This window comes from Pectobacterium aroidearum (assembly GCF_041228105.1).
GTDB classification, from domain to species: Bacteria; Pseudomonadota; Gammaproteobacteria; order Enterobacterales; family Enterobacteriaceae; genus Pectobacterium; species Pectobacterium aroidearum.
Genome location: NZ_CP166097.1, coordinates 2299473 through 2317253 on the forward strand (window position 1 = coordinate 2299473; position 17781 = coordinate 2317253).

Annotated in this window: 11 protein-coding genes; 5 read left to right on the top strand and 6 right to left on the bottom strand. The window is 54.1% G+C overall.

What is annotated here, in order from left to right; genetic code table 11:
• Positions 1-52: 52 nt before the first annotated feature.
• Together leuA and AB8809_RS10630 are read left to right on the top strand one after the other, a co-directional pair.
• Complete coding sequence (gene leuA, locus AB8809_RS10625) at positions 53-1729, top strand: 2-isopropylmalate synthase (RefSeq protein WP_349856031.1); 1677 nt, start codon at positions 53-55, stop codon at positions 1727-1729.
• A gap of 350 nt (positions 1730-2079) precedes the next feature.
• Complete coding sequence (locus AB8809_RS10630) at positions 2080-3597, top strand: cellulase family glycosylhydrolase (RefSeq protein WP_015840552.1); 1518 nt, start codon at positions 2080-2082, stop codon at positions 3595-3597.
• A 71-nt stretch (positions 3598-3668) separates the two neighbouring features.
• On the opposite strand, the gene pspF is transcribed toward AB8809_RS10630, so the two are convergent.
• Positions 3669-4655 (bottom strand): phage shock protein operon transcriptional activator, encoded by a 987-nt coding sequence (gene pspF, locus AB8809_RS10635; protein WP_015840551.1) that lies wholly within the window; start codon positions 4653-4655, stop codon positions 3669-3671.
• A gap of 225 nt (positions 4656-4880) precedes the next feature.
• On the opposite strand from pspF, the gene pspA reads away from it, so the two are divergent.
• From pspA to pspC, 3 genes are all read left to right on the top strand, one after another.
• Positions 4881-5546, top strand: coding sequence for a phage shock protein PspA (gene pspA, locus AB8809_RS10640; protein ID WP_010276756.1), 666 nt, complete (start codon positions 4881-4883; stop codon positions 5544-5546).
• A gap of 79 nt (positions 5547-5625) precedes the next feature.
• A complete protein-coding gene (gene pspB, locus AB8809_RS10645; RefSeq protein ID WP_010276759.1) occupies positions 5626-5850 on the top strand; it encodes an envelope stress response membrane protein PspB in 225 nt (74 codons plus the stop codon).
• Positions 5850-6215, top strand: a complete 366-nt coding sequence (pspC, locus tag AB8809_RS10650; RefSeq protein ID WP_015840550.1) for an envelope stress response membrane protein PspC — start codon at positions 5850-5852, stop codon at positions 6213-6215. The genes pspB and pspC overlap by 1 nt, the downstream gene beginning before the upstream one ends.
• A gap of 92 nt (positions 6216-6307) precedes the next feature.
• On the opposite strand, the gene AB8809_RS10655 is transcribed toward pspC, so the two are convergent.
• The 5 genes from AB8809_RS10655 to AB8809_RS10675 form a co-directional block, all read right to left on the bottom strand.
• Positions 6308-6862 (bottom strand): hypothetical protein, encoded by a 555-nt coding sequence (locus AB8809_RS10655; protein WP_300992021.1) that lies wholly within the window; start codon positions 6860-6862, stop codon positions 6308-6310.
• Positions 6863-6979: 117 nt separating this feature from the next.
• Positions 6980-7588, bottom strand: a complete 609-nt coding sequence (locus tag AB8809_RS10660; RefSeq protein WP_349856030.1) for a hypothetical protein — start codon at positions 7586-7588, stop codon at positions 6980-6982.
• Positions 7588-15390 (bottom strand): hemagglutinin repeat-containing protein, encoded by a 7803-nt coding sequence (locus AB8809_RS10665; protein WP_349856029.1) that lies wholly within the window; start codon positions 15388-15390, stop codon positions 7588-7590. The genes AB8809_RS10660 and AB8809_RS10665 overlap by 1 nt, the downstream gene beginning before the upstream one ends.
• A gap of 27 nt (positions 15391-15417) precedes the next feature.
• Complete coding sequence (locus AB8809_RS10670; RefSeq protein ID WP_349856028.1) at positions 15418-15933, bottom strand: toxin-activating lysine-acyltransferase; 516 nt, start codon at positions 15931-15933, stop codon at positions 15418-15420.
• Positions 15934-15944: 11 nt separating this feature from the next.
• Positions 15945-17687 (bottom strand): ShlB/FhaC/HecB family hemolysin secretion/activation protein, encoded by a 1743-nt coding sequence (locus AB8809_RS10675; RefSeq protein WP_349856027.1) that lies wholly within the window; start codon positions 17685-17687, stop codon positions 15945-15947.
• Between the last annotated feature and the right edge of the window lie 94 nt (positions 17688-17781).

The following is a 17781-nucleotide window of genomic DNA, read 5'->3' on the forward strand; positions in this document are numbered from 1 at the left end:
AGCCGCTTTCCTGTGCTGGGGCAGGTTCTATTGATTCCCCCTGGAGGTTTTTATGCTGACCGATCCTTCCCAAAAATACCGTCCTTTTCCTGCCGTTGATTTGGCCGATCGCCAATGGCCATCGCGCACGTTGACGCGCGCGCCCGTCTGGCTGTCCACGGATCTGCGTGACGGCAACCAGGCGCTCTTCGAGCCAATGAACCACGAACGTAAGTTGCATCTGTTTCAGGAATTGGTGCGTATCGGCTTCAAGGAGATAGAGGTTGGATTTCCCTCCGCATCGCGTACTGATTTTGAGGTTGTACGCCACTTGATTGATGCCGATTTGATTCCCGATGATGTGACGCCGATGGTTATCACGCAGTTACGTGATGACCTGATAGAAGAAACGGTGCGCAGTGTGGCCGGCGCACGCCGTGTGATCGTCCATTTTTACAATGCCATTGCGCCGGTCTGGCGCGAAATCGTGTTCGGCATGAGCGTTGAGCAGATCATCGAAAAGGTCGAACACGCTATTGCGCTTCTGAGACAGTTGACGGCAGAGCACCCTCAAACAGAATGGGTTCTTCAGTATTCCCCTGAGACCTTTTGTATGGCTGAACTTGAGGTTTCGCTGGCCGTCTGCAACGCCGCCATTCAAGCCTGGGATGCAGGCCCGCAGCGCCCGATGATCATCAACCTGCCAACGACGGTGGAGGTATCTACTCCTAACGTTTTCGCGGATCAGATCGAATGGATGCACCGGCGCTTAGCACGTCGCGAACACATTGTGTTATCCGTTCATCCGCACAATGATCGCGGCACCGGCATTGCCTGCGCCGAACTGGCGCTGCTGGCAGGCGCTCAGCGGGTCGAAGGCTGTCTGTTTGGCAATGGTGAACGTAGCGGAAACCTGGATGTGGTGACGATGGCGCTGAATTTGTATACCCAGGGTATCCCACCGCATCTGGACTTCTCTGATATTGCCGCTGTCGCACGCGTGGCGGAAGATTGCACCGCACTGCCTATCCACCCGCGTCATCCTTATGTCGGCGATCTTATTTTCACGGCATTTTCCGGCTCGCATCAGGACGCTATCGCTAAGGGCTTTGCCACACAGCGTGCGGATGCAGTCTGGCGTGTACCGTATCTGCCCATTGATCCTCAGGATGTGGGGCGTAACTATGACAGTATCATCCGCGTCAATAGTCAGTCGGGTAAGGGGGGAATTGCCTTTCTGCTGCAACGTGACCATGGCATCGTGATGCCGCGCCGTATGCAGGTAGAGTTTAGCGCAATTGTCCAGACGTTGGCTGATGCGAGCGAAACTGAACTGAGTAGCGAGAGAATTTGGGAGATTTTCGAACAGACTTACCTCGCACCGGTTTTTGAGCAGCCCGGCTTCATCTACAACGCGCATCGCCTGTCAGAACATCCTCAAGGGCAAGGTGTTGATTTAACTTTAATTGATGTTGATGGTGAGCCACGACATTGCCGGGGGGAAGGTAACGGGCCAATCTCCGCGACGGTGGCGGCACTGGGACTGCCATTGCGTATCGACAGCTACGAGGAACGCAGTCTGGGAGCAGGGGCGGATGCCGTAGCGCTCGCTATCGTGGAAGCGGTCTGGCCTGGCGTATCAGGATCGCGCTTTGGTGTTGGGCGACACCCGAACATTGTCACTGCTTCGGTGCTGGCGGTGCTGAGTGCCGCGGCCAGATTTCCGACAGTCAACGAGGCCGCTGGTTGAGCCGGGTGTGCACGATCGCAGGTCGGTCGATTCGGCCGATCGCTTATTAACGCTCATCGGGTGCTTTGTTGTTCTTTTGCAAGTACGCCTGTTGGGAAATGTATCATTGCGACTGGGGAATTCAGGGTAGAAGTCCCCGTCAAGGTTGTGCCACGGACATCAGGATCACGCGCCAGTAAACATGCTGTCTTCTTATCAACTCTCACTACATCACACGCTTACTATTTCTCTGTAAATAATTAATAAAATCAAACTGATTGGGATATTTCCTAAATTGTTTGCGGGAACAAAAATCTCCCTTATCATGCCTATACCCAAGATCATGGGTGTTCACAATGGAGATAAGGAATATGTGGATGAGAAGGAATCAAATCGTCAGGAAATTGACGTTAGGGGTGGTAACAACGGTGCTGGGGATGTCGCTCAGTTTTTCTGCATTATCCGCCACACCGGTGGAAACGCATGGTCAACTGTCCATTGAAAATGGGCGACTGGTGGACGAACAGGGGAAAAGGGTGCAACTGAGAGGGATCAGTTCGCACGGTTTGCAGTGGTTTGGTGACTACGTCAACAAAGATTCGATGAAATGGCTGCGCGATGACTGGGGGATTAACGTATTCCGTGTTGCCATGTACACGGCAGCGGATGGCTATATTTCCAATCCTTCTCTCGCGAATAAGGTCAAAGAAGCCGTTGCGGCGGCACAAAGCCTCGGCGTCTACATCATCATCGACTGGCACATTTTGTCGGATAACGATCCTAATATTTATAAAGCACAGGCAAAAACCTTCTTTGCCGAAATGGCGGGGCTGTACGGTAATTCGCCGAACGTGATTTATGAAATCGCCAATGAACCCAACGGCGGCGTGACATGGAACGGGCAAATTCGGCCTTATGCGCTGGAAGTGACTGAAACTATCCGTAGTAAAGATCCTGATAATCTGATTATCGTTGGCACGGGTACCTGGAGTCAGGATATTCATGACGCGGCGGATAATCAGCTGCCCGATCCGAATACGCTGTACGCGCTGCATTTCTATGCGGGTACGCACGGGCAGTTCCTGCGCGATCGCATTGATTATGCACAAAGCCGCGGTGCCGCGATTTTTGTCAGCGAGTGGGGGACAAGCGATGCGTCCGGCAATGGCGGACCGTTCCTGCCTGAATCGCAGACCTGGATCGATTTCCTGAACAACCGTGGTGTGAGCTGGGTTAACTGGTCGCTTAACGATAAATCAGAGGCGTCTGCGGCGCTGGCTCCGGGAGCGAGCAAAACAGGCGGTTGGACGGAGCAGAATCTGTCGACGTCAGGCAAATTTGTCAGAGCACAGATTCGCGCGGCTGCGAATCTAAGCGGTGGCGATACGCCAACCACGCCAACGGAACCGACCAATCCAGGTAGCGGAACCACGGGTGACGTCGTGCTGCAATATCGTAATGTGGATAACAACCCTTCCGATGATGCGATTCGCATGGCCGTCAACATCAAAAATACCGGAAGTACGCCGATCAAACTTAGCGATCTGCAAGTGCGCTACTACTTCCATGATGATGGCAAACCGGGTGCGAACCTCTTTGTTGACTGGGCGAACGTCGGTCCTAACAACATTGTGACCAGCACAGGTACGCCAGCCGCCAGTACCGATAAAGCCAATCGCTATGTTCTTGTGACCTTCAGCAGCGGAGCCGGTTCTCTTCAGCCGGGTGCTGAAACCGGTGAAGTGCAGGTGCGTATCCACGCCGGAGACTGGAGCAACGTGAATGAAACGAATGACTATTCATACGGTGCTAACGTCACGAGCTACACCAACTGGGATAAGATCACCGTACACGATAAAGGTAAGCTGATATGGGGCGTGGAGCCGTAATAGCACGTCGCTGACCTATTAATCTACTGATTCCGCGGGCGTGAATTCGCCCGCTTTTTCTTTCCCGTTTCTTACTCATTTACCGCGATATCGTGTTTCTTCAGCAATCCACGCAGTTGGTGATAGGTTAATCCCAGCAGTTCAGCGGCTTTACGTTGGTTAAACTTTGCCTGAGTTAATGCCCGATCGATCAAGCTTTTCTCTTGTTCCAGTAGCCACGGTTTCATATCCAGCGGTAAATCCGGCTGACCAGATGTGGCTTGTGTTTTTTCCTGAATGGCGGGAGTCCGACGGAAGGGATTCAGAATGATGGCATCAAGAGGCTGTTCGCTGTCGCCGTGACGATACACCGAGCGCTCAACGACGTTTTTCAGCTCGCGGATATTGCCTGGCCAGCCGTAATTCAGCAGCGTCTGGCGCGCGGCGGGCGTGAAACCGGGAAACAGCGGCAGATGTAATTCGCGGCACATCTGAATCGCAAAGTGATCGGCCAGCAGCATGATGTCCTGCTGGCGTTCGCGCAGCGGCGGAAGCTGCACAACGTCAAAGGCCAGACGGTCAAGCAGGTCGGCACGGAATTTACCGCTGGCGGCAAGTGCAGGCAGGTCGTCATTGGTCGCACACACCAGCCGCACATCAACCTGTAGCTGATCTCTGCCGCCGACGCGTTCCAGCATGCCGTATTCGATCACCCGCAGTAATTTTTCCTGCACCAGCATCGGCGCGGTGGCTAGCTCATCCAAAAATAGTGTTCCGCCGTCGGCGCGCTCGAAGCGTCCCAGATGGCGTTTCTGCGCGCCGGTAAAGGCACCGGCTTCGTGACCAAATAGCTCGGAGTCGAGCAGATTCTCGTTGAGTGCCGCACAGTTCAGAGAAACGAATGGCCCTTGCCAACGGGGGGAAAGGTAGTGCAGGCGGCTGGCAATCAGCTCTTTACCCGTACCGCGTTCGCCGATTACCAGCACTGGCTTATTCAACTGGGCCAACTGTGACACCTGTTCCAGTACCTCTAAAAAGCTGTTGGCCTCGCCCAGCAGATTCTCTTTTTCCTGAAGCATGATGTTCCACCGTGTTATTTTTACTAACTATTAGCGTATTTGACTAATCTAACGAAAAGAGAAAAATAGTCAAAATTATCTACTTCTTAATTTTCAATCAGTTAAATGAAATTAAAAGTTGGCATGCTTATTGATATACCTATAGGGAGATCGCGACTGGCTCGGCTGGTCACGGTGATAAATCAGGCGTAATCAGACGCTGGAAATCATGAAGAGGATGTAATTATGGGTATTTTTTCTCGTTTTGCCGACATCGTGAACGCCAACATCAATTCATTGCTGGATAAAGCTGAAGATCCGCAGAAATTGGTGCGGCTGATGATTCAGGAAATGGAAGATACGCTGGTTGAAGTGCGTTCAACCTCGGCGCGGGCGTTGGCAGAAAAGAAACAGATTGCCCGCCGTATTGAACAAGCGCATGGTCAGCAAGATCAGTGGCAGGAAAAAGCCGAGCTGGCACTGCGTAAAGATAAAGACGATTTGGCCCGTGCGGCGCTGATTGAAAAGCAGAAACTGACTGACCTGATCGCCGTATTGCAGCATGAAGCCGAAAGCGTGGATGAAACACTGGAGCGCATGAAGCGTGAAATCGGCGAGCTGGAAAACAAATTAAGTGAAACCCGCGCTCGCCAGCAGGCACTGACGCTGCGTCATCAGGCTGCGGCATCGTCGCGTGATGTGCGCCGCCAGTTGGACAGCGGTAAGCTGGACGAAGCGATGGCGCGTTTCGATCAGTTTGAACGCCGCATCGACACGATGGAAGCGGAAGCGGAAAGCCACGGTCTGGGGAAACAAAAATCGCTGGATCAGCAGTTTGCCGAGCTGAAAGCGGACGATGAAATCAGCGCGCAGTTGGCGGCGCTTAAAGCTAAAGTTAAGCCAGCAGAGTAATAAACGCGTAGATGCCATCGGATGGCTGTCGTTAGAAAACGGCAGCCACCCGCGTGCGAATAATAACTAAGGAGACACAATGAGTGCGTTGTTTCTTGCCATTCCGCTGACCATTTTCATGTTGTTTGTGGCGCCGATATGGCTTTGGCTACATTACAGCCAGCGTAAAAACAGTGCTCAACTGGGACAAAACGATATGCAACGTCTGACACGCTTAACGGAAGAGTCCAACCGCATGCGTGAGCGTATCAGAGCACTGGAAGATATTCTGGATGCAGAACACCCGGATTGGAGAAAATCGTAATGAAAAATACGTGGTCAGGTAAAACGTTATACCGCATACCGGAAGAAGGCATGCTGAAAGGGGTTTGTGCTGGTTTAGCGCGTTATTTTGACGTGCCGGTGAAGCTCCTGCGGATAATCGTGGTGCTGTCGATGTTTTTCGGCCTGTTCTTTTTCACTATCGTGGCTTACATCATTCTGACGTTTATGCTCGATCCGGCTCCGGCGGGAATGGGATTTGAGGATGAAAAAACGGCCCGCACACCCAGCCAACTGCTGAATGAGGCGGATGCGACATTGCAGGCCAGCGAACAGCGCCTGCGCAGCATTGAGCGCTATGTCACCTCGGATACGTTTGGCGTTCAGAACCGCTTTCGTCACCTGTAATTTGTCATCAGTTATACGCTTTCGCTGACGTTATCCACCGTACGACTTGTGTCGAGAGTGGATAACGTCACGCTGCTTTTTCGCTGCAATCTCTATGATCCGATCCCACTATGCATCGGGTGCCAGCCATTTCCTTCTTTCGCGCTGTAGCGCACATTCTGTAGCGGTACCAGTTTCCACTGACCATTACTGTCCTTCACGATTTCGCTGGCATGCGCGCGGCACTGGTAATTCAAGGTATCGGCTTCCAACTGGAACTGATAATTTTTGCCTTTTTCTGGAATAAAGCGAGTGGTGATCAGGCATGAGTATTTACTTTCAACATAAACGTTGACTATCGCGGTTTCAACGCCTGCTACTAATGGTGTTTCGTAGTAGTCGATATCGTATTTTTCTCCGGATACTTTTGGCATTCCGCGATCCTGGGTGTTTTGTAAAACCCATTCACTGGAACGAATAAGACCGCCAGTGCGTTTACCGTTTAATGTCTGGTAGATACTTGTCTGTTCGGTATTATCTACGATGCGTACCCACGGGGAGTCAGTTTTTTCAGCTGGTGGGATAAAAAAGGAATTATTCGGCATGATGGAGCAGCCTGAAGCTAAAATAGTTATCGCAGCAAGGTTGGTTAGTTGTACAAATTTCACTTTCATTTCCTCGATACTGGACTATTCAAATCATCTAGTGAAAGGGGAGAATAATATCTAAACGTTTTATTCAATCAGAGTAAAAATAAGCCTCAGCATTATGCTGAGGCTACACGATTATTCACTGTACATTTTGGGGAAGTAGTCGTTAACTCTGTCGTTATCGAATAGTCGATCTGTTGTGAAATCGGCTACGTCTGATACTGCAATGCCGTGACGCAGCTCGCTGGGGAAATCGTTTATTGAGCCGTAAACTGTAGGAATTAAGAATCTGAAATAATCCCCCATTTTCGTTTCGCCATCATAGCCAGCAAGATAATCTTCACCCTCATAGCTGCCCTCAATGCCCTGATAGACAAAGAATCCTTTTACTGAAGGTACATTATATTCCCCGAGTTTATGTTCATGCCCGGAACGTTCTGTTAGCCATTGATCAAATTCTTCCCGGTTAGCCATATGGCTAAACCTTAACCCCGAATAGAGGTCAGACACAGTCTGCCCACATTTATTCTCGGGATAGTCGGTAAAGTGTTCTGATTCTTCCCATAAAAACTCATTTAACTGATCGAGTAATAATTCGGCATTATCGATAGATAAAAGCGCTTTCGGCAGATCACCAAAGCAGTTATTAACCATAACGGCAATTTTCCCATGCTTGTCCATCGCAAACCAGGTGAAAATTGTACCGAATTCAGGTTTCCAGTTTATGTTTAAGGTATTCATCATTATTTTCCTTTAGGCCATGTTACCTGGCAATTTTCGCAAGGTTTTATGACCGATTCAGGTGTCACTGTACCTGCGTCGTACACCGCTCTTGGCCTGACGGCATCCGTGAATTTAACATTTTCCGGAGATACGCCCTGACGAACCAGTTGGTCTGCTGCGGAAACTTCAGCACAGGCTCCTGCTTTGTTCTTACAAAAACTCGTAAACTCACCGATTTTGACGCCTAACTGTTTTTCAATGTAGGCAACAGTTTTAGGATCCAGTGCATCTGCTGTGATACTGGCATTACTGCTTCCTACCGCGGTTTTACCTGTCACTGGGTCATAGGCGCCAACCATGGTGGCGGTTTTATTCGCCTGGGTTTTCGACGGGAAGCTCTTGATTTTATCCAGCAGATCTTGCTGCGCCTGTGCTGCAACTTTATCTGCCTGATTTAAAACATTCCCTTTCCCTGTACCTGCCTGAGTTTTTTGTACGACTTTATTGAACACCATGCCAGAAGCAAATTTTACAACGTCCTGCGCCGATGCACCATTATCGTATAGGCTCAGTATGCCATTGATATCTACAGGTGTTAGGGCTGAGCTAATGATATCGTTTTTCAGTGCCAGCTCACGGATTTTCTCATCGCTCAGTCCCTGTGCTTTCCATTCGGCAAGTTGTTCACTGCCCTTAATAGCGGCGACATACGGATTGCCAGCGACGCCCATTGGTGTCCAGTCAATGCCTGTCTGCGTATAGATGTCACCGATGAATCCAGAGTAATCAGAATCTAGCTGGCCCTGTCGCGCACCATACATCATCGTTCTGGCATAATCTGTTACGAGATAGCCGAACTCATCAGCCGTTATTGCCCCAGATTTATACATCGCGACCAGCTTTTCGCCTGCTTCTTTTTCCAATTTACGGTACTCATTGCGGATATCGGTCTGGCATTTACCATTAGAGCCACAGGCAGTAAAGCGTTCCTGCAGTTCATCCATACCACCGATACCCGCGGCTTTGAGTTTTTCATACAGCGCGCGACCTTCTTTACTCAGTTTCTCAACGCCGTACTTATTGGACAGCAGGTTATAATCAACGGCATTTTTACCTGCATCATGTCCTGCTACCGCGCCTGCAGAAGAATCGCTCGCCAGGCCTGCCGCCATGGTTGCTGCCAGAGACGCCAGATTACTGACTTTCGCCCGCTCATCATCAGTCAGTGACTCAACCGTTCTGTTTGGATAGAGATAGTTGACGATAGCGCGTGCCGCCAGTTCACCTCCCGCCGCACCGACTGCACCCGCAGTGGCGTTTGAACCAGAAAGCTCGGCCACCACGCCGCCAACGATGGCGTGACCAATGGCATTTGCCGCGATCTGCCCGGCGGTTGGATTGTCACTATTTTGCAGGGTTAAATCGCGCACCGAGCTTGACAGATAAGGTGCAGCGCCCTGAGCCAGCGCTTTCAGTGGATCACCACCCGCCAGTGCAGTGATGGCTGCCGCTGCGGCACGAATACCTTTTTCCAGGTCGCCACCTGCCTTATACTGCTCGCTGATATCTTTATAAGCCGCAGTATTCTGCACGCGGTCCCAGTACTCTTTGCGCGTCTCTTTCGTCTTATCCCACTCACCCGCAGCTTCGATCCCGGCACTGTTCGCCATGATCTGCCCTTGGGTAAGGGTGATATCCACGCCCTGATTAACAACGTCGCCAATTAACCGCAACTGGCTCAGACGCTGCTGTTCCTTCGCCTTATCAAAGATTGGGCTGATGCTTTGATTCGCATGCTCAACATCGCGGCTCAGTTCGCTGACATCCTGCTGCTGGTTCGCCTTGTCACGGATAATCAGCGATCCCGGCGAAACGGCGGCATAAGTCGTACCGGAAGCATTCCCATCGCTGCCATCCGCTCCCAGACCATTAGCCGCCAGATTCTGTACGGCATTTTTCAGCAGATCCTGTGCGCCCAGCCCGCCAGTGCTGATGCCGACGCTGCTGTGCGATACCTCAAACTCGGCACTGTTTTCGATATTGCTGAAGCCCAGCGTGCCGGTGTCGAGACGGTTTTTATCTTCGCTGGCGGTGCTGCCAATCACTGCGCCATCCAGCTGTGTGTGGTTACCGACGGTGATATCTAAGCCGCCATCACCAGCGAAGATACCGGTCTGCTCCTGCACACTGTTATAGGTGCTGTGGATCTTATCTTTCGCTACGTTGGCGCTGACGCTGCCAGTCATGCTGCCAAAGGTAAAGCTGGCACCTGCTGAGCTGTTCTTCTGCTTCGAGTCGTAGTTATTAACGTCCTGCTCACTTTGAAGCGTCAGGTTACGGCCGACATTCGCCACCACCTGGTCGGCGCTCAGCTGTGCGCCGCGCAGGGTGGTGTCACGTCCGCTGTTAACCGTCAGCTTATTACCGGCGTCGACGGTGGTTTCGGTATGCGTCAGGCCATCGCCATTTTCGTTACCGGAACCTTTACTGGCGTTAGCAAACACACTGATCCCCGCGCCGCCCTGACCAGCGCCGATGCTCACGCCGATGCCGCCACCGCTGCTGCTGTTTTTACCGGTCTGCAGTTGGGTATTCTGCGCCGACAGCAGGTTGATATCGCGGTTCGCTGACAGCAGCACATCGTTACCCGCTTTCAACTGGCTGCCGCCAATCGTCAGATCGCCATCGGTGCCATTTTCTGAACCGGTCGCTACCAGGTTGATATTGTTGCCCGCCTGCACGGTACTGCCGGAAGCGTTAACCGCTTCACTGTGGCTCTCGCTCTTCGACTTCGAGGTGCTCAGCGACAGGCTGACGCCAATGGCGTTCTGATCGGTAGTGCTCTGTGCTGCCAGTACCGCTGCCTGAGCGGCCTGTACGCCTGCCAGACCTGATTTCAGCTTTTGCAGCGATGCCATACGGCCATCCTGCTGCTCATCGGCGGCTTTCGCGCTGGTGTAAGCGGCATTAATAGCGCTGCCGATCGCGCCGGACAGCGCCAGCGTCAGACCCGTCTGTTTACGCTCGTAAGTGGTATCGGTGGTGCTCTGGTTATTCGCAGCATCAATGGTGATATTGTTCGCCACCATATTGATGTCGTTACCGGCGATCACATCAGAGCCTTGCACGGCGATATTATTGCCCGCCACCAGACTGGTATCGCCATCGACGCTGCCCAGCGTGCTGTTGTTGTGGGTCAGTGCCGCAGTATCGGAGGTCGAACTCTCTTTAATCGAACCAACAAAGAAGCCAATGCCGCCGCTGCTCATCAGGCCTGACTTGGTGGTTTTTTTCATCGACCAGCTGTCGCGGCTCTCTTCCGCCGCCGTGACGTTGAGGTCATTACCGGCACGCAGCGCCAGATCCCGATCCGCCGCCACATCGCTGCCGGTGATATTCAGGTTGTTACCCGCGCTGACGGAGATATTTTCCCCGCCCAGACTGCTGCCGTTTGCCAGCGTGGCATCGTAACCGGCGCGGGTGGTAGTGGTGCGTTTCGACAGGAAGCCGGAACCTTTCACCTTCGAATTCATATCCAGATATTCCTGGCTGCTGGCGCTGCCGAGGTTGATATCATTGGTGGCGGTCAGTGCAAGCTGCCGATCGGCATTCAGTTTTGCCGCTTGGGCGTTAATATTATTGCCGGCATTCAGCGAGATATTGCCGTCGCTGGTGACTTCACTGCCCTGTGCCTGAGTCAGCGTCTGCGTGATGTGGTTATCTTTATCCCACACCACCTTGTCGCTACTGCCGGTGGTGACGGTGGTCATATTGATATCGCGGTTAGCAGCGATCTGCGTCTGGCTGTTTTCACCGGAGCTGACCACCTGCGCGGCCTGCAGATTGACATCACGGCCTGCCTGCAGCAGCAGTTTGCCATCGTCACCCTGCACATACATGCCTGCCACTCGGTCGATATTGTCGCGGCTGAAGCGGTTACTGCCGTTCTGACTTTCCGCGTGGTTAGTCTCGCTGGCAACGGTGATATCGCGTCCGGCCTGCGCTAGCAGGGTATTAGTGGCACGCACCGTGCCGCCAGTGTTAGTGATATCGTTGGTCGCCTGCAGCGACACGGATTTACCAGCAATAATGCCGCCGACGTTAACGATATCGTCGCCGGAAACACTAACCAGCTGTGTGGCGCTGATGCGTCCGCTGTTCAGCATGCCGCCGCTGATGCCAATGCTAACGTTCTTACCGGCCAGCAACGCACCGCTGCCGTCCATATCGCCTTGCTGCACCTGTGCATACACCTGCGGTACCAGCACGCGCTGAGTCGTGCCATTCGGCATCTTCACATCCTGCGCCACCAGCCACACCATATCCTGGGTGATCTGTTTCATCTGTTCGGCAGTGAGCGCCACGCCCGGCACCAGGTTGAATGTCTTCGCGAAGCTGACACCCGCTTCCATCAGGCCCTTATACTGCTCTTCATCGCTGGTGTAGTCGGCGAGATAGCGCTGGCCGACCAGCTCAACGATCTGCTCGCGCACTAGACGTTGTTCATAGAAACCATCGCCGAGGCGTTTTTGCGTGATCGACGGATCGGTCTGCAGCTGGCTCAGCATATAGTCGGAGCTCAGCCAGGCTCTCTGATTGGTGAAGCGCGGATCGGTTTCGATCAGATAGCTGCTGGTGGCATCCGGCAGGGTGGTGAACAGGCTGCCGGTTGGCAGGGAAGCATCCGGCGTCATGGAACGAATCACATCGGTGTTCTGTCCGGCCACTTCCACGCGCTGCGTGGCATACTCAGCCAGCGATGGTACGCTGCTGGTTGCCTGAGTATTCTCCTTCATCACGCTCGGGCTGAGGTTGATGGACTGAATTTCCGTTGGCGGTGTATAGGCTGAAGCGCGTGCTTTCTGGCTGTCTTTGCCTTTTTTATGGATACGATCCCATTCGATGACCTGACCGACTTTTTCCGTCAGTTTCTGGCCAGTGACTTCGGTATTCACCAGTTCCTTCACCGCCGTCAGCAGGGTGCCACCGGCAATAATCTGGCTCTTGTCGTTCAGCAACTTATCGCCGGAGAGTGAAATCTGACCGCCCGCGATGATTTTCGCCGGGTCGCTCTGGGTGATCTGCTCTTCGCTGATGGTCTTGGTATAGCTGTACTGATAGTAATGGTCGCGACCACACACCACGCCTTCGATACAGATATGGCGCACTTCATCTTTGTAGAAGCTGATGTTGTAGTCGTCAGGGCTGTAGTGGACGCCATTCCTCAGGTCCACCACCATGTACTCCTCTTTCTGCTGCTGGGACAACTGCACCATACTGGTGACGAAGTTGTCATTGATATTGTTCAGCGCGGTGAAGCTCAGCGCCATATTGCCCACAGATTCGATAGTCGAACTGTGGTTGTTTATTTCGCCTGCTTTGCCGGTCGCCAGTGCGTCCGCATCCAGCGCGCCGCCGATGGCCATATCACCATTGCTGTAGATCAGGGAGTGGTCGCGGTTATTCAGCGTACCGATGCCCAGATCCAGACGCTGACGCGCCGCGATGGTGGCGCTGCTGTTATTTTCCGCCAGGTTATTCAACGTCGTTGCGCCGATCGCCAGTCCGTCGCCATAAATACGGCCGGTGCCGACATTGTTGACGGTGCTGGCGTTGATACGGGTCAGCACGCCGTCGATCAGGCCGCGGTTGTTCAGCGTATCGCTGGCGTTCAGCGTGGTCTGCTGGGAACTCAGTTCGCCAGTGGTCTGGTTGTCGATGTTGCTGGCCTGCACATTCAGCTTACCGCCTGCGCCAAGCAGCGCCGTGTTGATCAGGCTGTTGTTAACATTCAGCGTCAGATCGCCGTTCGCCAGCGTTTTGCCGGTGTTGCTGAAGCCGTCGGCGAAGCTGAGATCCATATCGCCAAGCGACAGAATTTCACCGCTGCCATTAATCTCGCGACCGCGGAAGATCAACTGCTGACCTGCCACCAGACGGCCACCTTCATTGCTGATACGCAGATCGCTGCTGGTGGCTGCGGTGCGGGCGAGGGCGCTGCTGTTTTGCTGCTCGAGCGTCAACTGCTTATTGGCGGAGATCTGTCCTTGATTGTTATTCAGCACCGGAGTGGCGATCGCCAGATCGCTGGCGGCGGCCAGCGTACCGTTCTGGTTATTCAGTCCACTGCTAGCCGCAACATCCAGCGAGCCGGAACCGGCCGCCATAATGGTGCCGCCCTGGTTATTCAGACTGGCGCTCTGTACGCTGAGCTTTTTGGCATTGGCGGCGATGCGGCCATTCTGGTTATCAATGCTGTCGCTGCTGAGTTGCAGATCGCTCTCGCCGCTCTGCAGTAACTGGCCACCGCGGTTACTGATAACCGGCGTGCTGACCTGCAGCGTATTGGCGTTAATCACGCCGCGATCGTTGCTAAGTTTACCGGCGGCGGAGAGTTTCAAATCGCCGCTCGCCAGCAGCTGCGCGTCGTCGGTGATGATATCGCTGTTACTGGTCAGAGTGGTGTGATGCGCGGCGGTATCGCTGCCGCTGAGATCAATTTGGCTGGCGCTGGCGTTCAGATCGCCACCGGCCAGCGCCTGACCTTTGCTGGTCAGTTTACCGTCGCTGGTGAGTGTCAGATTGCCGCTATTGGCCAGCGTGCCATCGGTTTTCATCCCGGCGGCAATGGCCGCACCTTTGCTGTTGCGGATGCTGTCGCCGCGCACACGGGTGTTGCCTTTGGCGGCGATAAGGCCGGTATTCGTCACCGCCTCGCTGGCGGTCGTGCTCTGATCGCGCTGGGCGAATAGGGTACCGCTGTTGTCAACTTTTTTACCGCCCAGCAGCAGATCCTGACCGGCATTGACCGTACCGCTGTTGACGATATCGCCATTGGCGTTAATGGTGATGTCGCCCGCCGGACTGCCAAGAGTCCCTTTGTTGCTGACGCCGACCCCTTGCTCGGTCGCCACCAGGCGGATTTTACCGGCATACATGCCGCCCAACTGGGCGACGTCGATCGCCAACGTCGGCTTGACGTCGTTGTCCGTCGCGCTTGTGGCTGTAGCTGTGGCGGTGCTGTTATCGGCGGCCACCTCGTTTTTACCGGTGGTGACGGTCACATCTTTCGCCCAGATACCGGCATTGACCTTCACGGTGCGGGCAATCAGGTCGGTGTAATCCTGACGGCTGCTGTCCATGCCAGCACCTTCTACCACGATTTCACCATTGCCCACGCGGTAACCGCGCAGTTCACCGTTGGTCATCTGCGGCGTGCCGCTGGTCAGAGTGGCGCGATTGGCGTTAATAAAGCCACAGCCGTCGCAGCTGATGCCCGCCGGGTTAGCGATGACCACCTGCGCCTTACGGCCTGCCACTTCGACATAGCCGTTCAGCTTGCTCGGGTCGCGCGAGTTGACCTCGTTAAGGATAATTTTGGCTTCGCCTTTCGCCAGCCATGGGTTACCCGCCACCCAGCCGCCCATCTGGGTCTGCACCTGTTTGTGCGAGTTATTAAGAATCGCGCCTTTGTTATCGACGTCAAACTGGGTGTATTTGTTATGCGAAACACCACCGGCGCTTGGTGTTTGGATATTGACCTGCGGCGTGCCGTTGGCGCTCTGCATCACATTCGGCTGCTGGCCGCCCGGGGCGCTCTTGTCGGCGACAATTCCGGCCGCCAGCGCCTGTGGCGCGAGCGTGACCAGTCCGAGTGCGGTCATGGTCAGGAAGGTGGCGGGCTTCATGCGGCCAATCAGCTGGCTCAGCGTATGGCCGACGCCGTTGGCGCCGCTTTTACCCTGGCCGCGGTTGATTTCGGAAACCACCATTAACAGGCCGCGAGCCTTGTTGAAAATGATGCGATAGAGGTTCTTATTCACGAAAAGTTATCCCTGCTAAAAGTGATGTTAAGCAACCAGCGGCGTGTTCTGCTGCCAGAGTCTGAATTGTTGTTGGGTGACGTCATCGCCACGGAATTGCAGTACCCGTTGTCCGCGTTCCGCCCCTTTGTGGTACAGCGCACGGCCACATAAGTGGGGAAACAGCGTGCCGCCGACGATGCGACGAAATGCCTGCTGATCGCCGAATGGCGCGAGCCAGTCGCGGAACCACAGGCGGTTGCCGCTGGTCCAGTCCTGCGGCTGCACCAGGATGCCGGGGCCAGTGAGGTAGCGCTGTTCCGCTTCTTCGTCCATCCACGCCCAACTGAGGAAAAACACGGGTTTGTCATCGCGGCTGGCAATAACAAACTGCTGATGTTTGATGGCGGGCAGCAGCAGCGTCGGCAGTACACTGAGCGGAATATCGCGGTGCTGCTCCGAATGCATCCACAGCCAGACCGCCGCGCCAAGCGCTTCCGCTTCGCTGAACTGACCGCCTAGCAGCGGGGCGGTTAACTGATAGCCATTAACAGGAATCTTCATCACGCGCCTCCTTAGTACTGCCAGCTGAGGTTGAAACCGAGAGTGACCGGGCTGGTGTGGAAACCTTCCGGTTTGGAGAACGGCACACCGACAAACAAGTCGTAGCCGGTGTTAAAGGCGTTACCGCGCAGACCAAGCACGCCGCCCGCCAGATGTTTCCCGGCGAGATAATCACGCGTACCGTCTACTTCGCCGTAGTCAGCGCCGAGATACAGTTCCTGGTTAGGAAGCGGAGTGCGCCAGGCCAGATCGTTGCGCACGAACCAGCCGTTGTCGGCCGTCAGGGTGCGTTCACCATCAAAGCCGCGCACGGTCCAGCGGTTACCAATCGACAGCTGATCCTGTGGCGTCAGTTTGGTATGGTTGATCTGGCGCAGATACTGCACGTTGTAGCGGAAGGTCTGATTGCCCAGCGTAAACGGCACATCGAGTTGTGCATTCAACTGGATAATTTTCGCCAGCGCGGTGCCTTCATCGAAATACTCTTCCTGCGCCGGAATAGCGCCGAACCAGCGGGTGCCGCGCTGGTAGCTCACGGCGGCATCAAGAGTGGTGGCGCCGAAGTAGTGGCGATGCTGGAGGCCCAGACGCCAGGCGCTGGTTTTACGTCGCTGCACATCCACTTCGGTATCGTTGACGAAGTTCTGTGATTCGCGCGTCAGAATTTCATAGCTCATTGAGGTTTTCTGACTGCCGCTGCGGTACAGCACACGGCTCAGCTGGAAGTTAAGGTTTTTGCTGTTGCCGCTGTAGTTGTAGTCTTCATACGCGCCCGCCACATTCTGGTTGTAGTCGTAGCCGCTGGCGGTGACGCCCGCCATCCAGTAACCGAACGGTACGGAGTAGTGCAACATATAGTTCTTGCTGCCTTTTTCGCTGCCGGATTCAATGTCATGGTTGCCGGAAATATAGAACAGGTCGCTGAGTGCGAAGGGGTTATCGATATACAGCGTCAGGCCGCCCTGATAACGGCCGGTGGTTTCGGTGCCAGAGTCATCGAGCGTCGCGCCGAGACGCCACATTTTTTCCTGTTTCCAGGTGACGTCAATGTCGCTTTCGCCGGGCTGTTCGCCCGGTACAATCGCCATCTCTGCCTGTACAGTGGGCACGCGCTGCAGGTTTTCCAGTCCCTGCTCAATATCACGCAAATCCAGCAGTTCGCCTTCACGCGCCGGCAAGGCGCTCCAGAGGCTCACGTAGCGATCGCTCTCTTTGGTCCGTTTGATCTGGCGCGTTTTGCCCGGAATCAGGGTGATATGCAGGGTGCCGGTTTTCAGGTTTTGCGGCGGTGCCATTACGCGTGCGGTGACATAGCCATGGTCGATCAGACGGTTTTGCAGTGCGCTCATCAGCAGGTTGACACCCTGAGCGCCCAGGCACTGACCTTTACCCTGATCGGCCAGCTGTTGCAGCGGCATACGCAGCCAGGAGGGGAAGTCTTCTTTGCCGGTCAGTATGATGTGATACAGCGTAAAGCACTGTTGTTCCTTCGGAAATTGCAACGTAGTAAAGAATGAGGAGGGTGGCTGCAAACGCACATCGGGCGTTTGCGGCGCTAGTTGCTGCTGCATCGCACGCTGGCGATCCTGCTGGTTGATATTTAGCTGTTCATCCACCCGGTTCGGTGCGGCAAGAGGCGTCAGATTATTATCTGCCGCCCAGCTGCTTGCTGAGGTGGTCAATAAAATAAATAGCGCAAGCGGGCTGAGACGCGCAGGTTGATACCCGTCAGTGAATGACGCATTCCGTAGCATAATTAATTAACCTGAATTATTGATTATAATTGGGACAATATTTGTTACTTGGTACAATTTCAGGTTATATACGTTAACAATTTGTTTGCTAAGA

Bases quoted from the DNA above. Each gene is read 5' to 3' on its own strand.
- leuA (WP_349856031.1), top strand. From the start codon at position 53: ATGCTGACCGATCCTTCCCAAAAATACCGTCCTTTTCCTGCCGTTGAT.
- AB8809_RS10675 (WP_349856027.1), bottom strand. From the start codon at position 17,687: ATGCTACGGAATGCGTCATTCACTGACGGGTATCAACCTGCGCGTCTC.
- AB8809_RS10660 (WP_349856030.1), bottom strand. From the start codon at position 7,588: ATGATGAATACCTTAAACATAAACTGGAAACCTGAATTCGGTACAATT.
- pspA (WP_010276756.1), top strand. From the start codon at position 4,881: ATGGGTATTTTTTCTCGTTTTGCCGACATCGTGAACGCCAACATCAAT.
- pspB (WP_010276759.1), top strand. From the start codon at position 5,626: ATGAGTGCGTTGTTTCTTGCCATTCCGCTGACCATTTTCATGTTGTTT.
- AB8809_RS10630 (WP_015840552.1), top strand. From the start codon at position 2,080: ATGTGGATGAGAAGGAATCAAATCGTCAGGAAATTGACGTTAGGGGTG.
- pspF (WP_015840551.1), bottom strand. From the start codon at position 4,655: ATGCTTCAGGAAAAAGAGAATCTGCTGGGCGAGGCCAACAGCTTTTTA.
- pspC (WP_015840550.1), top strand. From the start codon at position 5,850: ATGAAAAATACGTGGTCAGGTAAAACGTTATACCGCATACCGGAAGAA.
- AB8809_RS10670 (WP_349856028.1), bottom strand. From the start codon at position 15,933: ATGAAGATTCCTGTTAATGGCTATCAGTTAACCGCCCCGCTGCTAGGC.